Origin of the sequence: Shewanella loihica PV-4, assembly GCF_000016065.1 — a bacterium.
Lineage (GTDB): Bacteria > Pseudomonadota > Gammaproteobacteria > Enterobacterales > Shewanellaceae > Shewanella > Shewanella loihica.
In genome coordinates this window covers 1,565,603-1,586,230 of the sequence record NC_009092.1, presented here as the reverse complement: position 1 = coordinate 1,586,230, position 20,628 = coordinate 1,565,603, and the positions used below count along the sequence as shown (strand labels likewise).

Annotated in this window: 22 protein-coding genes; all 22 read right to left on the bottom strand. The window is 52.9% G+C overall.

Translation table 11 applies throughout. The annotated features are described in order from the left end of the window. Positions 1 to 37: 37 nt before the first annotated feature. The 22 genes from fliQ to SHEW_RS06965 all read right to left on the bottom strand — a co-directional run bounded on the left by fliQ (position 38) and on the right by SHEW_RS06965 (position 20,599). Complete coding sequence (fliQ, locus tag SHEW_RS07070; protein WP_011865178.1) at positions 38 to 307, bottom strand: flagellar biosynthesis protein FliQ; 270 nt, start codon at positions 305 to 307, stop codon at positions 38 to 40. Between the two features lie 8 nt (positions 308 to 315). Next, on the bottom strand, positions 316 to 1,068 hold the full coding sequence (gene fliP, locus SHEW_RS07065) for a flagellar type III secretion system pore protein FliP (protein WP_086023629.1): 753 nt from the start codon (positions 1,066 to 1,068) through the stop codon (positions 316 to 318). An 11-nt stretch (positions 1,069 to 1,079) separates the two neighbouring features. Then, the gene (gene fliO / locus SHEW_RS07060; protein WP_398351595.1) at positions 1,080 to 1,439 is read right to left on the bottom strand and encodes a flagellar biosynthetic protein FliO; all 360 of its coding nucleotides are present in this window, start codon (positions 1,437 to 1,439) and stop codon (positions 1,080 to 1,082) included. 27 nt (positions 1,440 to 1,466) lie between these two features. Continuing rightward, positions 1,467 to 1,850 carry a flagellar motor switch protein FliN gene (fliN, locus tag SHEW_RS07055; RefSeq protein ID WP_011865175.1) on the bottom strand — a complete coding sequence of 128 codons (384 nt, stop codon included), beginning with the start codon at positions 1,848 to 1,850 and terminating at the stop codon, positions 1,467 to 1,469. Positions 1,851 to 1,875: 25 nt separating this feature from the next. Further along, complete coding sequence (gene fliM, locus SHEW_RS07050) at positions 1,876 to 2,901, bottom strand: flagellar motor switch protein FliM (RefSeq protein ID WP_011865174.1); 1,026 nt, start codon at positions 2,899 to 2,901, stop codon at positions 1,876 to 1,878. A gap of 42 nt (positions 2,902 to 2,943) precedes the next feature. After that, positions 2,944 to 3,465 (bottom strand): flagellar basal body-associated protein FliL, encoded by a 522-nt coding sequence (fliL, locus tag SHEW_RS07045; RefSeq protein ID WP_011865173.1) that lies wholly within the window; start codon positions 3,463 to 3,465, stop codon positions 2,944 to 2,946. Between the two features lie 99 nt (positions 3,466 to 3,564). Continuing rightward, on the bottom strand, positions 3,565 to 5,262 hold the full coding sequence (locus SHEW_RS07040; protein WP_223294773.1) for a flagellar hook-length control protein FliK: 1,698 nt from the start codon (positions 5,260 to 5,262) through the stop codon (positions 3,565 to 3,567). A 389-nt stretch (positions 5,263 to 5,651) separates the two neighbouring features. After that, on the bottom strand, positions 5,652 to 6,098 hold the full coding sequence (gene fliJ / locus SHEW_RS07035) for a flagellar export protein FliJ (protein ID WP_011865171.1): 447 nt from the start codon (positions 6,096 to 6,098) through the stop codon (positions 5,652 to 5,654). A gap of 29 nt (positions 6,099 to 6,127) precedes the next feature. Further along, entirely contained in the window at positions 6,128 to 7,468 is a 1,341-nt protein-coding gene (gene fliI / locus SHEW_RS07030) for a flagellar protein export ATPase FliI (protein ID WP_011865170.1), read from the bottom strand. Continuing rightward, a complete protein-coding gene (gene fliH / locus SHEW_RS07025) occupies positions 7,440 to 8,459 on the bottom strand; it encodes a flagellar assembly protein FliH (protein WP_011865169.1) in 1,020 nt (339 codons plus the stop codon). Before fliH ends, fliI begins: the two co-directional genes overlap by 29 nt. Continuing rightward, on the bottom strand, positions 8,459 to 9,502 hold the full coding sequence (fliG, locus tag SHEW_RS07020) for a flagellar motor switch protein FliG (protein ID WP_011865168.1): 1,044 nt from the start codon (positions 9,500 to 9,502) through the stop codon (positions 8,459 to 8,461). The genes fliH and fliG overlap by 1 nt, the downstream gene beginning before the upstream one ends. Continuing rightward, a complete protein-coding gene (gene fliF, locus SHEW_RS07015) occupies positions 9,495 to 11,192 on the bottom strand; it encodes a flagellar basal-body MS-ring/collar protein FliF (RefSeq protein ID WP_011865167.1) in 1,698 nt (565 codons plus the stop codon). The genes fliG and fliF overlap by 8 nt, the downstream gene beginning before the upstream one ends. A 58-nt stretch (positions 11,193 to 11,250) precedes the next feature. Next, on the bottom strand, positions 11,251 to 11,583 hold the full coding sequence (gene fliE, locus SHEW_RS07010; RefSeq protein ID WP_011865166.1) for a flagellar hook-basal body complex protein FliE: 333 nt from the start codon (positions 11,581 to 11,583) through the stop codon (positions 11,251 to 11,253). Between the two features lie 196 nt (positions 11,584 to 11,779). Further along, entirely contained in the window at positions 11,780 to 13,123 is a 1,344-nt protein-coding gene (locus SHEW_RS07005; protein WP_011865165.1) for a sigma-54-dependent transcriptional regulator, read from the bottom strand. Further along, positions 13,116 to 14,138 (bottom strand): sensor histidine kinase, encoded by a 1,023-nt coding sequence (locus SHEW_RS07000; RefSeq protein ID WP_398351593.1) that lies wholly within the window; start codon positions 14,136 to 14,138, stop codon positions 13,116 to 13,118. Before SHEW_RS07000 ends, SHEW_RS07005 begins: the two co-directional genes overlap by 8 nt. A 221-nt stretch (positions 14,139 to 14,359) precedes the next feature. Continuing rightward, positions 14,360 to 15,793 carry a sigma-54 dependent transcriptional regulator gene (locus SHEW_RS06995; protein WP_011865163.1) on the bottom strand — a complete coding sequence of 478 codons (1,434 nt, stop codon included), beginning with the start codon at positions 15,791 to 15,793 and terminating at the stop codon, positions 14,360 to 14,362. A gap of 266 nt (positions 15,794 to 16,059) precedes the next feature. Continuing rightward, positions 16,060 to 16,470 carry a flagellar export chaperone FliS gene (gene fliS, locus SHEW_RS06990; RefSeq protein WP_011865162.1) on the bottom strand — a complete coding sequence of 137 codons (411 nt, stop codon included), beginning with the start codon at positions 16,468 to 16,470 and terminating at the stop codon, positions 16,060 to 16,062. Between the two features lie 6 nt (positions 16,471 to 16,476). Beyond that, on the bottom strand, positions 16,477 to 16,797 hold the full coding sequence (locus SHEW_RS06985) for a hypothetical protein (RefSeq protein ID WP_011865161.1): 321 nt from the start codon (positions 16,795 to 16,797) through the stop codon (positions 16,477 to 16,479). Between the two features lie 27 nt (positions 16,798 to 16,824). Beyond that, positions 16,825 to 18,198 carry a flagellar filament capping protein FliD gene (fliD, locus tag SHEW_RS06980; protein ID WP_011865160.1) on the bottom strand — a complete coding sequence of 458 codons (1,374 nt, stop codon included), beginning with the start codon at positions 18,196 to 18,198 and terminating at the stop codon, positions 16,825 to 16,827. Positions 18,199 to 18,228: 30 nt separating this feature from the next. After that, the gene (locus tag SHEW_RS06975; RefSeq protein ID WP_011865159.1) at positions 18,229 to 18,618 is read right to left on the bottom strand and encodes a flagellar protein FlaG; all 390 of its coding nucleotides are present in this window, start codon (positions 18,616 to 18,618) and stop codon (positions 18,229 to 18,231) included. Positions 18,619 to 18,722: 104 nt separating this feature from the next. After that, on the bottom strand, positions 18,723 to 19,541 hold the full coding sequence (locus SHEW_RS06970) for a flagellin N-terminal helical domain-containing protein (protein WP_011865158.1): 819 nt from the start codon (positions 19,539 to 19,541) through the stop codon (positions 18,723 to 18,725). 236 nt (positions 19,542 to 19,777) lie between these two features. After that, a complete protein-coding gene (locus SHEW_RS06965; RefSeq protein ID WP_011865157.1) occupies positions 19,778 to 20,599 on the bottom strand; it encodes a flagellin N-terminal helical domain-containing protein in 822 nt (273 codons plus the stop codon). Positions 20,600 to 20,628: the final 29 nt, after the last annotated feature.

Sequence of the window (20,628 nt, the reverse complement as noted above, 5' to 3'; positions counted from 1 at the left end):
CGACGCTCGATAGCCGGGCGGGCGCGGCGATTCATACCTAGCCCACCACCTGAGGGATAAGATTCACCATCTGCAGGAAAAACTCCATCATGGTCTGCACCAGCAGATGGCCTAAGATCATCAGGGCAAAGAGCGTGGTCAGTAGACGGGGCAGGAAGCTCAGGGTCTGCTCGTTGATCGAGGTCGCCGCCTGAAACACCGCCACCACCAGACCCACCACCAGCCCGGGCACGATGATCATCGACACTATGGTCACGATAACCGAGAGGGCTTCACGAAAGATGTCGATGAGGGCTTCGGGTGTCATAACGGCTCCTAGATCCCAAAACTGTTGGCCAGGGTGCCCATCACCAGGCTCCAACCATCCACTAACACAAACAACATGATCTTAAAGGGCAAGGAGACGATCATGGGCGACAGCATCATCATACCCATGGCCATCAGGATACTGGCCACCACGAGATCAAGCACCAGGAAGGGCACGAACAGCATGAAGCCTATCTGGAAGGCGGTCTTGAGTTCACTGGTAATGAAAGCAGGGATCAGCACGCTCATGGGCGCATCTTCGGGCGACTGAATATTCTGATAGCCAGAGATCTGGACGAAGGTCTCCAAATCCGTGAGCCGGGTCTGAGCCAACATAAAGGCCCGCAGCGGCTCCTTGCCCTTGTCATAGGCCTGCTCTATGGTCATGGTCTCGTCGATATACGGCTTCACCGCCTGGTCGTAGATCTTGTCGAACACGGGCGCCATGATGAAGAAGGTCATAAACAGACTCATACCGATCAGCACCTGATTCGACGGCGTCTGCTGCAGGCCGATCGCCTGGCGCAGAATCGACAGCACCACTATGATGCGGGTAAAAGAGGTCAGCATGATGACCATGGCGGGCAGAAAACTCAGCGCCGTCATCAGCAGCAATATCTGCATGGTCACCGAATATTGGGTCGAGCCATCGGCGCCTGTGGTGACAGTTACCGCAGGGAGAATCCCATCCTGTGCCAGTGCCAGTTGCGGCGCCATCACGGCCAGGAGTAACAAGAGTGGGGTCAAGATCCGTTTCATGATTTTTATTGGGTTCATGACTGTGATGACTTTGCCTGACGCAGACGGCTGGCAAAGGAGTCCTGTTCTATGGTGATTGGAGTATCGAGTTTATCGATAAGCGAAACCTGCTGCGGCGTAACCCCCAGCAGGTATTGTTGGCCATCGACCTCGACCAACACCATCTTCTCTCTCTGCCCCAGCGGGGTGACCGCCAGGGTCTTAAGCACGCCGTGGGAGCTGGGCACAAGCTTGAGACGCTTGACCAGATAGGCGAGCAGGAAGATCAAGGCGATCACCACCAGCAAGCCACCCAGCATATTGGTCATGGTGGCCAATGCCGACTCTCGCTCACCGGTTACCTGAGTAGTCGTCGCGGCGGCCGCAACGGCCATCAAGGATGAGATCCCCATAGGCCTTCCTTATTTGAGTTTCTTAATACGCTCGGTTTGGCTGATAACGTCGGTGAGACGAATACCAAACTTGTCGTTGACCACCACCACTTCACCGTGGGCGATCAGGGTACCGTTTACCATCACATCCAGCGGCTCACCGGCCACCCGGTCAAGCTCCACCACTGAGCCCTGGTTGAGCTGCAGCAGGTTACGAATATTGATGAAGCTGCGGCCCACCTCCATGGAGATGGTCACAGGAATATCCATGATGGTATCGAGTTTGGCCGCTTCCTCTTCGGTCAGCGGCTTTGAGCTATCGGCCAGCTCGTCGAGTTCGACCGCCTGAGCCTCCTCCAGCGCCTGTTCGGCCATGGCTGCGGCCCAATCGTCACCTGTATCTTCTGTGCTCATTGATTTCTACCTTAAACGCATTCCATTAAATATTGTTGAGATCCCGAGACTTACTCTTCTTAGTCACAAGTTGCAGCTCGGTCTTTACCGTCTCGGGCCGTGGGATCTTCTCCCGGATATTCAGTGCTAGATTCTCGCGCGAACGCCCCAGCTTACAACGATAGGTGGGCAGGTCCTCGACCCGCAGCACGATATATTCGGGCATCTCCACCGGAATAATGTCGCCGGCCTTAAAGCCCATAACATCCTTCAGCGAGATCTCTTTCTCGACTATGGTGGCATCCAGGCCCACCTCGACATCCATGATCTCATCCTTCAGGGCCTGAGACCAACGCATGTCGGTATCTTGAGTATCACTCTGTACCCCGGCATCGAGCAGTTCACGAATCGGCTCGATCATCGAATATGGCATGGTGATATGGAAATCACCGCCGCCACCATCCACCTCGATGTGGAAGGAGCTCACCACCACCACCTCGGTCGGGCTGACGATGTTAGCCATCGCAGGGTTCACCTCGGAGTCAAGATAATCGAACTCGACATCCATCACAGGTGCCCAGGCTTCCTTATAATCTTCGAAGATGATCTTCAAAAGCAGCTGCACGATGCGCCGCTCGGTGGGAGTAAATTCCCGCCCCTCGATCTTGGCGTGAAAACGGCCGTCGCCGCCGAAGAAGTTATCCACCAGGATAAACACCAGACGGGCCTCCATGGTGATCAGCGCAGTACCCTTCAAGGGACTGAAACGCACCATATTCAGGCTGGTCGGTACAAACAGGGTATGGACATATTCGCCAAACTTGAGCATCTGCACGCCGTTGATCGACACCTCGGCCGCACGGCGCATCATGTTAAACATGCTGATCCTCAGGTGGCGGGCAAAACGCTCGTTGACGATCTCCAGGGTCGGCATACGACCACGGACGATACGATCTTGTGATGAAAAGTCATAGGCGCGCGCATCGAGCGCGTCACTCACCTCTTCCTCTTCGACGTCGTCGACACCATGAAGTAGCGCATCAATTTCGTCTTGGCTTAATAGATCACTCACAATATCGTCCTATCATACTTGTTAGCTTATAAATCACCGGCATTACTGCATCACGAAGCCGGTAAACAGCACCTTTTCAACCACTTTACGTCCGGTCACAGGTTGCAGGGTATTCTGCACATTCAGCAGGGCCAACTGGCGCAGCTCATCCTTACCAGCAAGGGAGCTGAGCTTCTGCACATCGGCACTACTAAAGGTGGTCAGCAACGCATCCTCGATAAGCGGAATATGCTTCTTGATCAAGACGTCATCGTCAGAGCCACGCACCATGAGCTGCACCTTGATCTCCACCAGACGGGAGCGATTCTGCCCCGGCAGGTTGAACAGGAAGGGTCTCGGCATCCCCACATAGAAGGCTTCACGGCTGTTTGCCGGCTCGCTCTGCTCGGTTTGCTCCCCTTCGGCCATGGTCTCATCACTCGGTTCGCCGCCCGACAAGAACAACCAGGCACCCACACCTAACAGGACCACCAAGAGTGCACCAATAGCCGCAAAGATAATGAGCTTCTTCTTACTCTTAGGCTCTACATTCTCTTCAAGTTCTAACGATTCTTCTTCCGCCATCTCTTATCCCTATCACACTCGGCTCACACTCAGCATCGTCATGATTTTTTAGCGCATATCAAACGATTGGGCAATCATACCAACCTATAGGTTACCTGCTTACGCGTAATAATCTATACCCGAACGATAACTTGTTGCGTTATTCGACACTAACAGGCTCTCTTCTGCCGAAATTTCATCCATCTCAGACAGACCATGGCCCACTCCCTCGCCTTGCTCGCCATTGCCGCCCTGCTCTTTGCCGCCTTGAGAGACGTTACTATCGGTCAGCTGCATCCCCTGCTCGGCCAGTAGCTCTCGCAGACGCGGGATGGCTTGCTCAACCAGATCCCGCGTCTGGGTCTGGGTTACATGAAACTGCACCTGAGTCTGGTCGCCCTGCACCTGAACCCGAACCATCATGTGGCCAAGCTCGGGCGGATCCAGGCGAATCTCAGCCTGCTGCACGCCTTGGCTCACCATGGCCACCAGCTGCTGACGCATCACGGGCGAGAATTTATGGATCATCTCCTGCATCTGCGTCACAGGTTCGCCCTGAGGCTTGATAGAAACTTGATATTGTGGGAGGACCTCATTTCTTGCGCCTTGCAAGCCCTGCAGCGATAAGGCGTTTAGCTTAGTATCTGCCGCGGCATCTGGCATTTCACCGGCCTTTGGCGACATGGTCACGGCAAGGTTAGCGCCCTTCAGCAGCTCCTGCGCGGCTTTGCCATCGCGGCCCTCTGCGCCCGAGGTCGTCTTCAGAGCACCATTTTGTGCCTGCTCGGCGGCAAGCTTGGCGTCAGCTAGCTTAGCTTCACCAAACTTAGACTCACCAACCTTGGATTCACCCAATATGGCTTTCACGCCTTTCTCATTAACGGCACTTTCCACGCCGCTCGCGTTATTGGCCGAGGTTAGGCCTGTTTGACTAATCTCATTCTGATTTAGCCCAACCTGATTTAGTCCCGCCTGACTGGCACCGCCTGCACCTTGTGAAGGCTCAGTTTGAGTTGCAGCAAGGTTGCTTTGCGACTGACTCGCCTTGGCCGAGAGATATTGCTTGGCGTCATTAATAAGTGCCGCCAGCTTGGCAGCATCACTCTCTAGCGCCTCAGCTTGACCAAGCTCACCATTTCCAGACTTATTCTTACCCGCTATGCCATGAATAAGCCCCTCTAGCATCTGCGGCGGTAAGGCCGTCAGCTCATCCTTGGACAAACCGGTTTGCGCCATCACCTCACTTAAAGCATCTTCGGGAAGCTGAGCCAATATCGCCTCGCTCCCCAGGCTATTTGGATTGATGACGGGTAAGATATGATCATCTCCGGCGCCGGGGTTAAGCAGCTCATCTATACCCTCTAAGGCCGCTTTTTCGGTATCGACCTTGTCCTTAGCCCCTTTTACAAAGGTAGGAAGCAGCTCATTGTCGGCAGATGACTCACCATCAGCATCACCCGGCGGCAAAATGACGCCGTCGGCGGCAAATTCCGCCTCATCCCCCAGCTTGTTCGCCAGATGGATCTGCGCCAGCACGTTGGAGACATCGTCGCTCTCTTTGTCCTGCGTGGGCGCCTTCTCCTGCTTAACATCGGCCTTATCAGTGTTATCGCGTTGAGCCACGTTTTCGGCTTGGGACTGGTGGCGCGTTTTTGCCTGTGAGTTCACCTCATCCTGGCCACTCGCCTTAGCCAAAGCCTCTGAAAAACCTTTGTTTTCTGACTTAGACTCTGCGGTCGACTTCGCATCTGATGCACTGGGCAACACCCCGACTTTCTCTTTGCCGGGCTCGACATTAGATAGGAGTATTTGGGTCATCTGTGGCATGCTTCCTCCAACACTCATCTTGGGCACGACAATGTCACGTGCCACCCGAGCGTCAATTATTCGCTAAGCTTTGGACTCATTGGCCCTTACTAATCAACATCAAGCAATAAAAATGCCAAGTTAATCATACCAATCCTAGTAAATAACCAATCATGCTAGCTTGTTAAAATGCCCGATAACGGCGTTACTATTTTTGATTGTAGAATAACTGCTTATCGAAAGATCATGCCTTGTCCTCGAACGTCTTTCCTACACTACTTCTGATCACTTACTTACCGTGATTGGTATTACAATTTGACTTGAAAAAAGTGGCGAGACAGTAGAATTGTATGGGGATGATGAAGAGACGCACGCCTCTACTGATTGTACCTATTAGGGGATTAACGGGTAGACTGGCGGAAAAATTGTTGCGAGGCAAACTCGTCGATCATCTTCTGTTCCTGTTTAGCCTCAAACTTTTGTTTTGCTTCGGCTTTATGCGCGAGTAACAGCTCGACAGCCTTGCGCTTTTGTTGCTTACCCTGCCAATATTGCTGGGCCTTCTGACGCTGCTTATCCGTCTCCGACACGGCGAAGACCTGCTTCTCGATCGCCTCATCGATCTGACGGATAAACTGATGAAACTGATGATAACTGCTGGCGGCAATCACTTGCCCCTGTTGCGCCTCCATCTGTTTCATGTAATCGAGACGATACTGCTGCAAGGCATCGAGCTGCTGGCGACATTTATTCAACGTCAACTGCACGCCTCTTAGCTGAGTCGCCGCGGCCTCCTCGGCGTCGAGGGCTAACTTGAGTACTGTCTCTAAGGGGTCATGCTTTGCCATGGCCGTTACGCTCTCCGATAAAATTCAGGCTAGACCTGACACTGGGCGCTCAATTGACCCAGCATCAAGGCGCTGGAATCGAAGCTGATGGCTTCCTTCATGGTCTGGCGCAGGAAGGCGTTCATGGCTGGCTGCAGCCGTATGGCGTTATCGATACGAGGGTCGCTCCCCTGAGTATAGGCACCGATAGAGATGAGGTCGCGATTTTGTTGGTACAGAGAATACATCTGCTTCACCCGGCGCGTCGCCTCCAGATGAGCGTCACTGATCACCATAGGCGCCACACGGCTGATAGAGGCCTCGACGTCGATGGCAGGGTAATGACCCGAATCGGCTAATGCCCGCGATAACACAATATGGCCATCGAGGATCGCCCGCGCCGCATCGGCGATCGGATCCTGCAGATCATCGCCCTCGGTCAGCACGGTATAGAAGGCGGTAATTGAGCCCTGGCCGGCGCCGCCGTTACCGGCGCGCTCCACCAGCTTAGGCAGCTTGGCAAACACAGAGGGCGGATAGCCTTTGGTGGCCGGCGGCTCACCGACGGCCAGGGCGATCTCACGCTGCGCCTGGGCGTAACGAGTCAGGCTGTCCATCAGCAGCAATACGTTGTAACCCAGATCGCGAAAATATTCGGCGATACGGGTCGAGGTCTCACAGGCTCGAAGACGCATCAGCGGCGAGGTATCGGCGGGCGCCGCCACCACCACGCTGCGGGAACGTCCCTCGGCGCCCAAGATCTCTTCGATAAACTCTTTCACTTCGCGGCCACGTTCCCCCACCAGACCAACGACAATCACATCGGCCGTGGTGCCCCGGGTCATCATGCCCAGCAGCACACTCTTACCCACACCCGAACCGGCAAATAGACCCATACGTTGGCCCTTACCCACGGTCAACATGGCGTTGATGGCACGAACCCCCACATCCAAAGGTTCGCTGATGGCGCGGCGCGCCAAGGGGTTTAGCATGGTGGCATGACGGGTAGCTTTCTGATCGGTATGCAGCTGCCCCAAGCCGTCTATCGGCGCACCATTGCCATCGAGCACGCGGCCAAGCAGGCCCATGCCGACATTCAGCCCAGTCTGCTCGCCGAGCGGCGTCACCTTGGCACCAGGCATCACGCCGCTGAGCTCCTCGATGGGCATCAGATAGAGTAGCTTGTCATCGAAGCCTATCACCTCGGCGATCAGATCTCCTGCCATGGTGGCTATGCTACACAGACTGCCCACGGGCGCCTTGCAGCCGGTGGCCTCCAGCGTTAGGCCTACCACGCGCACCAGCTGGCCCGAGGCCTCCGGCATAAAAGGGGCGACCGCCTGGGTATGCTGCCTTAACTTATCAAGAAGCCGGTTTTGACGTGTCTTCATCTGGGCTCGTCTCTTGCGGTGCGTCAGGTGCAATCTGTTCGCTCGGCGCGACTTGCGATGCGTCAACTACTTGCGTTTGTTGCGGATCGCTTGTCTGGCTATCTGTTTCGAGGCCCGCTTGCGCAGCGTCGCCGTCTAGGTCTTGGTTTTGGTCTTGATGCTCGGGGACCTTCTCCATGGCAGCTAGCTGTTGTAGCCTTTGCTGCTCGAGGCGCTGCTCACTGGCGATAAGCTTATCGAACACCGCCTTGATGCGATGCTCCAGCCCCATATCCACCCGGCTACGGCTGTTGCTTACGATACACTCGCCGCGGCTCAAGGTCGGGTCGGCCTCTAACTCCCAATGATTTTTTGTTAGCTGCGCGCTTTCATAGAGTCGCTCGACGATAGCGAGATCCTCTGGATGTAGACGCAGATGCGCCCCTTGCTCTTTCAGCGGTAGGGCGTCGACCCCTTGACGCAGGGCGGCTAGAATATGTTCGGGATGTGTCTTAAGCTCATGGCCGATCACCGCCTTAGCCAGCGTCATGCTCAGTTGTACCAAGGCTTGTTCTATTTCGGTGTCGAGCAGAGAGAGCGGCATTGATAACTGCTGCATCAGGGCTTCAAAATGCGCAATCGTCTGTTTGGCCTCGACGAGGCCGGCCTCCATACCCTGAGCCTGTCCTTGACGATAGCCCTCTTCGTGGCCCTGCTCCAGGCCTTTCAGTCGCCCCTCTTCCAAGCCCTTGGCCATACCGGCTTCCTGGCCCTGAGCGAAGCCTTCGGCCTCGGCCTCGGCGCGGATCGACTCGATCTCTTCCAGGGTGGGGGGCATCACCGGCTCATCGACCGCCTTAGCCGCCTTTTGCGGGGCGATGCGGCCGAACATGTTCTCCTTGGGCTCATGCACCACAGGGGTCACATCCGGCAGCTGCCAATGGCTAAAATCGGCTTGTGTGGTGTGTACGCCTTTGCCCTCTTGGGGCTTCTTGTCGCCAGACATGGTCATTAGAGGAACTCTTCTCCGCCGCTACCACCTAGAATGATCTCACCGGCGTCACTTAAGCGACGGGCAATAGAGAGGATCTCCTTCTGAGCCACTTCCACTTCGCTGATCCGTATTGGGCCCATGGCCTCGAGATCGTCTTTAAGCAGCTCGGCGGCACGCTTGGACATGTTGCCGAGGATCTTCTCTTTGAGTTGATCGTCTGCGCCCTTGAGGGCCTTCATCAACACATCCTGCTGCACTTCACGCAGCAAGGTCTGAATACCCATGTCGTCGACATCTGCCAGGTTTTCGAAGACAAACATCAGATCTTGGATCTGCTGCGCCATCTCTTCGTCGGTCTCGCGCAGCGTCTCCATCAGCTGACTCTCGACGCCAGTATCCAGGTAGTTCATGATGTTGGCCGCCGCCTTCAGGCCGCCCATCTTCGCCGCCTGCGCGCCGCCCTGACCGGCAAACTGTTTCTCCATGATGTCGTTAAGCTCTTGCAGTGCCGCCGGTTGTACCTCTTCGAGGTTGGCGATTCGCATCATCAAGTCGAGACGGGTATTTTCCGGTGCTTGGGCAAATATCTCGGCGGCCTGATCCGGCTCAAGATAGGAGAGCACAATCGTCTGGATCTGCGGGTGTTCGTTCTGAATGATGGTGGCCACCTGACGGGCGTCCATCCACTTGAGTGATTCTAGGCCCTTGGCACCGCCCCCCATGATGATCTGCTCGATAAGGTTACCCGCCTTATCTTCACCCAAGGCGGCGGTAAGGGCATTACGCACGAACTCTTCGCTGTTAAATCCGATGGAGGAGTATTTCTGTACCTCCTCCAGAAACAGCTTGTGTACGCCGATCACCTTGTTTTGGCCGAAGTCTTTCATGGCCGCCATGGCCATACCCACCTTCTGCACCTGCTTAGGCTCGAGGTGTTTTAGGATTGAGGCGGCGTCGGCTTCGCTAAGGCTGAGTAGCAGGATGGCTGTCTTCTCGATACCGGTCAGATCTTTGGTATTGAACTCACCGTTAGCTGTGTCGATCTCTTTGTCTTTACTCATTTTCTTGTAACCATCCCTTGACGACTTGCGTAGACAACTCAGGCTCGTTGGCCACCAATGCACGTATGGCCTTTATCATATCATCGTCTTTATGCAGATCCGGTATCAAAATTGACCCATCATCGGCGTAGCTGTATTCCGCATCGGGACGATTAAGCATGCCAAGGGTATCGGCGGCATACTGATCCTCAATCTCCGCTAACTCATCACCCAAAGATGGCGCATCCGGCATCTTCTGACCATCTGGGTAGATAAGGCGCTTGAGCATAGGGCGCACCACGAACAGAATAAGCACCAGGATGATTAGACCGCCCATCACTAGCTTGATGGCTCGCCAGAACCAAGGCTCCTCGTAGATAGCCAGCGCTGGCGCCTCTTCTACCAGTTGATCCATGAAGGGAACTGTGACCACCTCTATCATGTCGCCACGTTGGGTATTGAAACCTACAGCCCCTTCTAGCAGGCGGCGTATGTTGCTCAGCTCCTGCTCGGTGCGAGCAACGCGGGTCACCTGACCGTCTTCACCGGCAGGTCCCGTCTTGAAATCGACCGCCACCGACACGCTAACCCGTCTGACCACCCCCACCTGCTGGCGGGTATGGCTGATGGTGGTGTCTAGCTCATAATTGCGGGTTGCCTCCTTGTGGCTAGAACCCGGCAGGGTCTGCTCCTGAGCACTAGTCCCGGTAGCCTGCTGAGGAATATTGGCTTCCATCGGTGGCTGGTTGCTCAGCGCGCCGGCGATGCCGCCAGTGCTGGCACCGGTAGAGTTATTCTCAACCGTCATCTCGCTGCGCACCGCGGGCAGATCCGGGTTATAACGCTTGGCGGTCTGCTCGACCGAGGTGAAGTCCATGTTCACGTCGACCTGAGCGGTAAAGTTTTCCGGCCCCAGAATCGGCATCAGAATCGATTCAATCTTGCTGCGGTATTCGGCTTCTTTCTGCTGCACCAGCTCGAGCTCGCGTCTGGCTCTGGCCGAGCCTGCAGTTTGACTGCCCGAGTTTAGCAGGCGACCGTTAGCATCGGTCACAGTGACTCGAGTCGGCTCGAGACCGTGCACCGCCGAGGCAACGATATCTACGATGGAATCGACCTCCTCCTGACCCAGACCGCCACGGCGGGTATTAACCACCACGGTTGCACTTGGCTTGGAGCGATTACGGGCAAACACATTCTCTTTAGGAATGGCCAGGATCACCTTGGCGCGGCTGACGCTCTTTAACTCTTCGATGGTACGTGCCAGGTTTTGCTCCTGGCTGTTCTTGAGTCTGGCGGCCTCCATGCGCTGGCTCACGCCAAAGCCGCTGTCTTTTGATAGGTAATCGTCACGACTCGGCGAGTTATCGATACCGGCGCGGCTCAGCATCATCTTGACGTCTTGGTACTGATCTTCCGGCACCTTGAGCACATCGACATCGATCTGATAGTTGACCTTGTTCTTGTCCAGCACATCCAGGACCTGCACCATCTCCTGAGTATCCATCTTACCCAGAGGACGGTATTCGGGCTCCTGAGCCCACAACATGACGAAGACGGCCAACGCCAGACAGATAGCCAGCGCCAGGATCATGGTGATCTGTCTGAGCATGTCGACACCGCCAAACATTCCGCCGCTCGGCTTATGTTCTTCTTGTACGCCGCCTGCCAACATATCCTGTGTTGTGCCAGCGCCAGTTCCGACTACCATATCTGTGCTCACGATAAATACCTGCCGTTATCTTTCTTAATCTTTAGGGAGTCCATGCCTAGACAGGCATACTCATGATCTCTTTATAGGCTTCCACCAGCTTGTTGCGCACCTGAACGGTGGCCTCGAATGCCACGCTGGCCTTCTCTCTGGCGATCACGGTATCTGACAGTGTCACCCGGGTGTCGCCCATATCCAGACGTGTCTGCAGCGAGGATGAGGTGGCCTGCAGCGCATTTACATTGCCCACAGCTTCAGACAAGAGGCTGCCAAAGTCGCTACCACTGGTGTTCGCCACCTGCTGAGTGATATTAGGTGTGATCCCATTAGGCTTGATTTCGCCCGTGAGTGTCTGCATCTCTTGCAGTAATGAATTGGCACCTATCTGCATCTTGGCCTCCGCTATCGTCGTGAAATTGACGAAATCTATTCTTATTCAGACCAATGCAATATGTTTGCCAAAAATAGAAAAAGCCGACAAACCCAGATTGGGTGTCGGCTTCGAAACGTTCAAATGGGCCGTAGAGACGCTAAAGCGGCGGTTTGCTTCCTTCACTGACACATGTCAGCTAAAACGAATACGCCTATCAGGCAGGGATCTGAATACCCATGTCACGCATACGCGCCATCTTATATCTCAGGGTCCGGGCGCTGATACCCAGCTTTTCGGCCACCTGCTTGCGACTGCCATTACACTGATTGAGGGTCTCTAGGATGATCACATGCTCCTGTGCCTTAAGCTCATCCCCCAGCCCCTCGGGCTCGACAGTTTTTTCACTATCAAAAGCAGGCTCCAGCATCACATCCTGAGTATCGATAACGATATCCTTGGCGCAGATAGTGTCACCTGTCTGTAGAATTAGGGCGCGCTGAACCACGTTATCCAGCTCTCGAACGTTCCCCGGCCATCTGTGGCCCAATAGACGCCTGCTCGCCTGATCGTCCAGGCTTGGCGCCACGGCTAAACCGGCAGCCTTGGCATGACGCAACACCAGGTGCCTCGCCAGCGGCAAGATATCCGCCGGGCGTTGATGCAGTGCCGGCCAGGTCAGCGGGAACACATTGATGCGGTAATAGAGATCTTCCCTAAAATCGCCTTTGGTCGCCATCGCCTTAAGGTCACGGTTAGAGGTGGCCAGCACACGCACATCGAGCTTAATCGTCTTACGACCGCCGAGTCGCTCGACTTCGCGCTCTTGCAATACCCTGAGCAGCTTGGCTTGCAGCCCCAGATCCATCTCGGAGATTTCATCGAGCAGCAAGGTGCCGCCCTGAGCCTGTTCAAACTTACCGGGACAGGCCTGATAGGCCCCGGTGAAGGCCCCCTTCTCGTAGCCAAACAGTGTGGCTTCGAGCATGTTTTCAGGAATTGCCGCACAGTTGATTGCCACAAATGGCTCGTTGGCACGCTGGCTGTGTTGATGAATATAGCGGGCAAGCACCTCTTTACCCGAACCACTCGGCCCCATGATCATCACGGAGGCATCGGATTGGGCCACCTTCTGTGCCAGCGCCAAGAGCGCCAGGCTGCGCTCGTCGGCCACCACGGGTTGATCTTCGATTAGCTTAGGTTTGAGATAACGAGACACCTGGTTAAGCAAGACCTCAGGGGCGAAGGGTTTCGCCAGATAGTCCACCGCGCCGAGCTTAATGGCACTTACCGCACTGTCTATGGTGGCAAAAGCCGTCATCAATAAGATGGGCACCTGGGCGTTATGCTGCTGAAGATAGTTCACCAGCCCGAGACCGCCTATCCCCTCCATCTGCACGTCGCTGATCACCATGTCGAATTCCTGACCCTTGAGCGCGACGATGGCCGCCTCGGCCGATTCAACATCGACACATTCATACTGCGCCAGCAGCAAGGTATCGACTAAGGCTTCGCGCAGCGCCGCATCATCTTCAACGAGTAATATCTTGGCTTCAGCCATGGCTTACCTCCAGCCCAGAATCGGCCGAAACAGCCGGCAGGTTAAACGAGGCGCGACATCCCTTTCCCGCGATACAATTGAGTTGCAAGCGGCCCTGATGATTTGCCACAACCGTCTGCACGACAGCTAAGCCCAGACCTGTGCCTTGGGCCTTAGTGGTGAAGAAAGGCTCTAACACCTTCTCTTGCAATTTGGCATCGAGCCCCTTACCGTTGTCGACTACCTCGAAGGCGACAGTCCCCGTCTCATCTTGGGCATTAAGCCAGATCTGACTGGCCCCGGCCTCGATACTGTTCATAACAAGATTGTTGATCGCCGAGCTGAGCGCCGCCGGATTAGCCTTAAAGCGCAAGTGAGTGTCTAGCTTAAGAAGCAGCTGGCAGCCCTTACGCTCGGCGATAGGTTCGCAGTTGGCCATCACGCTAGTCATCACCTGCTGCATGTTGCAGACTTCGGTCAATTCCTGCTGACGCCCCTTGGCCATCAGCAACATGTCATCCACCTGTTGCGACAGTTCATTGAGCCTGTCGATAAGCTTGCCCTGAAAACGCTCCCTTGAGACCTGGGTCAGCTTAGGGCTCCCCAGGTTCGCGGCGTAGAGTAAGGCCGCCGACAAAGGTGTTCGCACCTGGTGGGCCAGGCTGGCTACCATCTTACCTAAGGCGGATAGTCGTTGCAGATGCGAGAGATTCTTCTGCAGCAGACGGGTTTCGGTCAAGTCGGTCAAGACGATGAGCTGACCAGGCTCGGGCGTTAGCGGCGTGATCGCCAGCTTCACCCGGCGACCGTTCTTCAACGAGACCTCGTGACCGTCGTCATCTTGGGGCGAAAAGGCACGGTTAATCACCTGTAACCAGCGTATGCCCGCCAGGGGCTGCCCTAACAATTGCACCGCAACCGGATTGGCATCTGTCACCACACCATCGCCATTGAGGATCACTACACCCGATGGCATAGCCTGGAGTATATGTTCCATGCGGCTGGAGATGGCATCGTTTGCCACCTCACCACCCATGACTTGGGAAGGAGCCAGTGTTACCTGCGCCTGCGCTGTATATGCCACCTTTGGATTCGCGGCCATAACCACTCCGTCAATAATTTGCTGCTAAACAGGCCGATGCAGGTAACATGCCAATTAAAAAGCTAACAAAAAGTCAGAATTAACAGAGAATTATGAGTCAGATACGACAAAGGCCCAGAAATGGGCCCTTGTTTATGGAGTGCGGCGAGCAGGAGTTAATCTTTACTCATGCCATACTTGCGCATCTTCTCAACCAGTGTGGTACGGCGAATGCCAAGCATTTCTGCGGCGCGGGCCACCACATTGTCTTGTTGATCCAGTGCCTGGCGAATCATATCGATCTCAAGCTCGGCCAATAGATCCTTAAGGTTCACTCCTTCGGGTGGCAACTCGCTGGGGAAACGGCTCTCGGGAATATCGACCGCTACCTCATCGCTGAAGATAGAGGCCAGCGCATCGCGTTCCAACTCCTCTTCACTGACCTGCACCTGATATTCAGGCACATCAATATGGCGGTATTTAAGCGGCAGGTCATTAACGTCGACCAAGCCACCCGGATAAAGGATCGTCAGACGCTCGACCAGGTTAGAGAGTTCACGCACGTTACCCGACCAGCTATGCTCCTTGAGTGACTCAATCGCACGCTGGGTAAAACGCACCTTGCCACGCCCCTCGTTATAAACGCGGCTGACCAACTCCTGCAGCAAAAGCGGGATATCGTCTTTGCGCTCACACAGGGCGGGCATCTCGACAGGAAACACATTGAGGCGATAGAAGAGATCTTCCCTAAACTCGCCGTTGGCGATCATGGTCTCTAGCTCTCTGTGGGTTGCCGCGATGACGCGCACATTGGTATGAATCGGTTTGCTGCCACCGACACGCTCGAAGACGCGCTCCTGCAATACACGCAGCAGTTTCACCTGCATCTGCAGGGGCATATCGCCTATCTCATCGAGAAACAGGGTGCCCCCTTCGGCGAGCTCGAAGCGTCCCTTACGGGCACTGATTGCGCCGGTAAATGAGCCCTTCTCATGACCAAACAGCTCACTCTCGAGCAATTCTGGCGGAATGGCGCCACAGTTTACCGGGATGAAGGGGCCATCACGGCGATCGGAAATATAGTGGATATTGCGTGCAACCACCTCTTTGCCGGTACCAGACTGACCTAGAACCAATACGGTGGCATCGGAACCGGCCACCTGGTTGATCAGGTGACGCACCTGGGCGATACCTTCACTGCGGCCCACCAGGCTGCGAAATAACTTAGTCTGGTTACCACTGGTAGGTATATCCGGACGCTTAGCCTGCACAAACACCTGGCAAAAATGCAGGAGTTCGGTCAACTGAGGATAATTTAACGGCTCTTCAATACAACCTAATACATTGCCTGCAGTCACGTCGCCATTAGAGCCTAACAACAAGATGGGTTGCCAAGGCATTGAGGTGGCAATAGATTGCAACAAGGTCTTAGATTGAGCCTCTTGTGCAATGACAAGTGCTCTATAGCGGGTATTCGACATTCGAGATTCGAGTCTGTCGACGGCAAGCAACTCTACCTGCTCACCAAGAAACTCAAAAACACAAGATAAGCGATTAATTCGCTCTGACTGATTACCGACAAGTAGAATTCGTTGATCTGTTTGCATCATTTAAGAAGGCCGTAAAGCACTCAGTGTTATTCGCATTAATTATTAGTGTTAGTTGCTTCGAAAGCGAGATAATCGTTTTAATCCAGTTTTCCAAAAAATGACTATCACACGGAATAGTGTATTATCAGCAGCACATTAGCAAGTATCAGATTCATTTTCTGACTAACTCATCTGATTTTAGAGCAAATTCTCAACGTATCAAGCATCAGGCGCCAATCGTTTGACGCCTGACAAAAAGTTGTTGTTCAGAAAGATAGTCGAGACGATTAAATTGCCTCTGTGTGTGACGCTAGATGGTGCTCATTTTGGGGAATGGCGTCCCACCCTTCCTTGATGGTACGGATGATTTCACTCACATCATCGATCGCCTGCACATCGTTATTCATGTTGGCCTCAGAGAGCTTACGCAGCATGAAATCATAGAGGTCGCTAAGGTTGCTGGCGATCTCGCCACCCGCTTCCATATTCAGGCTGTTGTTAAGCCCTGTGATGATGCCGATTGCCTTGCCGATATAGATACCTTTATTTTCTATATCGTTGTTTTCTATTGCATAACGACTCTGGGCTAGTCGTTGCAGCGCACCTTCAAACATCATTTGGATAATTCGGTGTGGAGAGGCGACTGAGATCTCGCTCTCTAATGACACCTTTCGATATGACTGCAGTGACTTTCTCATAAAAACCTACCTTTCTGCATCTATAGACTTATAAACATTAAGTTGGCGTTGACTCTTACGTCCGACATGCAGTAACTCCTGACGATGCTTTAACAGGCTTACCGCCTGCGTCGTAAAGCTGCTGGTTAATTCCAGTTGAGCCTGCAATAGAGCTCTGTCTTCCTCTTTCGGTGAGACGAGCACCTCGTCGAGCAAAAGTTGACGCTTTCCAACCAAGTCTAGCAAGTTCGATACCAACTCATCGGCGTCTTCCTGTTCGGCAGGTAACTGTTCCAGACGCCGCATAACTAGAGTAATTTGTTCGTTTAGCTTATCTAAAGGCTCCAATGCTCTTCCTTCTTACAGCACTCTCAACTAGGCTTTCTGAGAAACAACGCCTGGTAGCGAGTTCAGCCCATTAACAATACCAGCAGACTGTTGATTCAGCTTACCCACAACCAGATCCATCGCATTAAACTGCTTAAATAGACGGGATTCTAATTGCTCCATCTTCAAAGAAAATGCTTCGCGCTGCGCATCGAGTCGCTTCTTATCAGCGGTGTAGATATTATTACGAGAATCGATCAGGCCACCACTCTTAACGTAACCCTCAACTAAACTATCCAATCTGTTGGCCAAACCTGTGGTATCTGTCGCAAACAAACTCTCGATGCTACTCATATCTTCACTGATGGCTTTATCCAGCTTAGTGCTATTGACCGACAGTTTGCCGTAGCGATCCGCCTCTATGCCTATGTCATAGAGGGCAACCGACTGCCCACCACCAAGATCGACACGATTTGAAATCATATTACGCATCTGAGACTCGATTGATCGTATCATCGAATCCCCTTGGAGTGCCGATGCCACTTCCTTTTCCGCATCATAGGAAGAGACCTTATCTATGGTGCTCATTAAGCTGTTATAGGCGTCGACAAAACCCTGAACATTCTCTTTTACCGCATCTTCATCGAGTTCGATCTTAAGTACAGAGGTCTTATTGAGATCGGCGTCGGTGAGATTAAGGGTCACGCCGGCTATCGCATTTTTGATTTCGTTGGTTTGCGACTGTAGCTTCTGACCATCTATGTAAACAATTGACTCTTTGGCGGCCTGCACTTCGCTCAGATTTCCTAGGCCAAACATGTCGCTAAGACCTGTACCAGACGTATCGCTTGCAGTTACGCTGATGTTATTATCCGGCCCTTCGGTATCGGAACTGATCACCAGACGACTGCCACCATCGGTAGTAACTATCGTTGCGGTAACCCCGACATTGTCGTCGGCACTGTTAATCTTGTCTGCAATGGCTGACAGCGAGTCTCCCGCGGCCACATCGACCGAGAAACTCTGACCATTAACGGTAAAGCCGAGACTGCCCTCACCTACTGCTGCACTGGCATCTGCCGTGAAGGCCCCTGCCACCTTGTGACGCTGGGCGAGTTGCTCTACGACTATGTTATAGCTACCCGTCTGGGCATTCTTATCAGCCGTAGCCGTAAAGAAACTGCTGTCACCGGTTGACACCTGACGTTGATTTAGACTGCTGCCATCTTTGAGTTTTTCAAGGGCATCCTGAAACTTTGACAGAGCACTCTTTAGCGAGCCCATGGCTGAGACTTTCGCATCGATTGTGTCTTCTGTCTTATTAAAGATCGCTTCTTTAGGCACCTTCTCAGCATCAACCAGCACCCCCACAATCGTGTTGATATCAAGCCCTGAACCTATGCCTGTTGCCGTTAATGCCATAACTACCTCTACTCAAACGCCAGCTGAAACCTAGGCTTCAGTTTTCATTAATAATCCAGTGACTTCAGAAAGTTTCTGCGCCAACCTCAATGCTTCTTCGTTTGGAATTTGACGGATCACATCACCCGAATCAATGTCCATAACGCTAACAATATTTGTGCCAGAATCTTCGTCAATCTTAAAAGCCAAGCCTTTACGCATCACAGACATCATATTTGACATCTCTTCAACCAACTTCTGCATCGCTTCGGGCGATTGCTCTTCGGCCTGAGCCGCTTCGGCTTGATTGCTCTGTTCGACCGCCTTGATCGAACCTTTGGCTAATTCCACGTCCTCTGCCGCATTTGCTTTAACAGGCGTCATGCCTATATCAATTTTAGCAGCTGTAGCATTGGATGAATTAACAGTATTAATATCCATGACCTATACCTCTACTTCGTTAATTTATCCTTAAAATCACGAAAGGGAGATCCGTCGCCGAACCTCCCTTGTCTTCATCAAACTCGGTCTAACCCATTACTTTATTAGAGTAAAGATAGGGCAACCTGTGGCAGCTGGTTAGCTTGAGCTAGCATAGCTGAACCGGTTTGCTGAAGCACTTGGTTCTTAGTCATAGCAGAGGTTTCTTTCGCGAAATCCACGTCTACGATACGGCTCTTAGCGTCAGCGACGTTAGCCTGAGTGTTAGCGCTGTTGCTGATGTTGTGTGCCAGACGATTTTGCACAGCACCTAGTTTAGCGCGTGAAGTATCGATCTTCTTGATTGCAGCATCAATTTTAGTCAGAGCTGAAGCACGACCAGCAGAGGTCAATACTGTCAGTGAGTTAACTGAAAGTGCAGCTGCATCAGACTTACCGACAGAAACCTTAATGTCTTCGCCATCTTGGTGACCAACCTGGAAAGTCTTACCAGCAGAGAAATCACCGTTAAGCAGCTTAGTATCACCAAAAGCAGTGTTAGTACCAATTGCAGTGATCTCGGTCGCAAGTGCATCCATCTCATCTTTCAGAGCTTGAAGGTCTGCAGTGCTGTTCGCGCCGTTTTCAGCTTGAATAGACAGGTCACGCATACGTTGCAGCATGTTGGTCTGCTCTTGCATCGCACCTTCGGAGATCTGGGCGATAGAGATAGCGTCGTTAGCATTACGCATACCTACTTCAAGACCACGAACCTGAGAGTTCAGACGGTTAGAAATCGCAAGACCGGCTGCGTCATCTTTTGCACTGTTAATGCGAAGACCACTAGACAGACGTTCCATAGAAGTCGCTAAGTTGCTACCTGAAGCGTTTAGGTTTTTCTGTGCTTTTAGAGATGTTACGTTAGTGTTTACTGTAATAGCCATAATCGATTCCTCTTTATACCTGGCTTAAAACTAAGCCTGTCTACTTAAGCCAGGCCGGTCTTACTGGGTTACAGTATATTTAACGGCAGAGGGTTTTCGATCTTTAGAAAATTTTTTATAAAAAATAGGCTATTTTTTATAATACATATATATCATACATTTACATCACGCAGAGACGAAAAAAACGGTGCAAAAAACTAATTTGCACCGTTTTATTGTGGGCCAAAACTGAGAGATTAACCCAGTAGTGACAGGGCAACCTGAGGTAACTGGTTAGCCTGTGCCAACATGGCAGAGCCTGTCTGCTGTAGCACCTGATTCTTCGTCATGGTTGAGGTTTCTTTGGCAAAATCCACATCCACGATGCGGCTCTTGGCATCGGCAACGTTAGCCTGAGTATTTGCGCTGTTACTGATGTTGTGCGCCAGACGGTTTTGCACCGCACCTAACTTGGCACGCTGGGTATCGATAACCTTAATAGCCGCATCAATTTTACCGATAGCGGAATCTCGGCCGGCTGACGTTAACACAGTAAGGCTATTTACTGACAGTACACCTGCGTTCAATGTGCCTACTGAGATAGTGACATCTTCACCGTCCTGGTGGCCCACCTGGAACAGCTTACCAGCAGAAAACTCACCCGTAAGCAACTTAGTGTTACCAAAGGCGGTACTGTTACCGATAGCGGTGATCTCTTCTGCGAGCTGGTCCATCTCATCTTTCAACGCTTGTAGATCGGCAGTGCTGTTGGCGCCGTTTTCAGATTGAATCGACAGATCACGCATACGCTGCAGCATGTTGGTTTGCTCTTGCATTGCGCCTTCAGAGATCTGCGCGATAGAGATAGCATCGTTCGCGTTGCGCATCCCCACCTCAAGACCACGAACCTGAGAGTTCAAACGGTTTGAGATCGCAAGACCGGCGGCGTCGTCTTTCGCACTGTTGATGCGAAGGCCACTCGACAAGCGCTCCATAGAGGTTGCCAGATTTTGAGAAGAAGTATTTAGGTTCTTCTGCGCCTTCATCGATGTGACATTGGTATTAACATTAATAGCCATTGTGTTTTCCTCTTCTTGGTTGCACTGCC

Coding starts and splice junctions, on each gene's coding strand:
- SHEW_RS07005 (WP_011865165.1), bottom strand. CDS start 13,123: ATGGCTGAAGCCAAGATATTACTCGTTGAAGATGATGCGGCGCTGCGC.
- fliJ (WP_011865171.1), bottom strand. CDS start 6,098: ATGGCAAAGCATGACCCCTTAGAGACAGTACTCAAGTTAGCCCTCGAC.
- SHEW_RS06995 (WP_011865163.1), bottom strand. CDS start 15,793: ATGATGCAAACAGATCAACGAATTCTACTTGTCGGTAATCAGTCAGAG.
- SHEW_RS07040 (WP_223294773.1), bottom strand. CDS start 5,262: ATGACCCAAATACTCCTATCTAATGTCGAGCCCGGCAAAGAGAAAGTC.
- fliS (WP_011865162.1), bottom strand. CDS start 16,470: ATGAGAAAGTCACTGCAGTCATATCGAAAGGTGTCATTAGAGAGCGAG.
- fliO (WP_398351595.1), bottom strand. CDS start 1,439: ATGGCCGTTGCGGCCGCCGCGACGACTACTCAGGTAACCGGTGAGCGA.
- fliH (WP_011865169.1), bottom strand. CDS start 8,459: ATGACCATGTCTGGCGACAAGAAGCCCCAAGAGGGCAAAGGCGTACAC.
- fliN (WP_011865175.1), bottom strand. CDS start 1,850: ATGAGCACAGAAGATACAGGTGACGATTGGGCCGCAGCCATGGCCGAA.
- fliL (WP_011865173.1), bottom strand. CDS start 3,465: ATGGCGGAAGAAGAATCGTTAGAACTTGAAGAGAATGTAGAGCCTAAG.
- fliQ (WP_011865178.1), bottom strand. CDS start 307: ATGACACCCGAAGCCCTCATCGACATCTTTCGTGAAGCCCTCTCGGTT.
- SHEW_RS07000 (WP_398351593.1), bottom strand. CDS start 14,138: ATGGGTGGTGAGGTGGCAAACGATGCCATCTCCAGCCGCATGGAACAT.
- fliG (WP_011865168.1), bottom strand. CDS start 9,502: ATGAGTAAAGACAAAGAGATCGACACAGCTAACGGTGAGTTCAATACC.
- fliD (WP_011865160.1), bottom strand. CDS start 18,198: ATGGCATTAACGGCAACAGGCATAGGTTCAGGGCTTGATATCAACACG.
- SHEW_RS06970 (WP_011865158.1), bottom strand. CDS start 19,541: ATGGCTATTACAGTAAACACTAACGTAACATCTCTAAAAGCACAGAAA.
- fliI (WP_011865170.1), bottom strand. CDS start 7,468: ATGAAGACACGTCAAAACCGGCTTCTTGATAAGTTAAGGCAGCATACC.
- fliF (WP_011865167.1), bottom strand. CDS start 11,192: ATGGTAGTCGGAACTGGCGCTGGCACAACACAGGATATGTTGGCAGGC.
- SHEW_RS06965 (WP_011865157.1), bottom strand. CDS start 20,599: ATGGCTATTAATGTTAATACCAATGTCACATCGATGAAGGCGCAGAAG.
- SHEW_RS06975 (WP_011865159.1), bottom strand. CDS start 18,618: ATGGATATTAATACTGTTAATTCATCCAATGCTACAGCTGCTAAAATT.
- fliE (WP_011865166.1), bottom strand. CDS start 11,583: ATGCAGATAGGTGCCAATTCATTACTGCAAGAGATGCAGACACTCACG.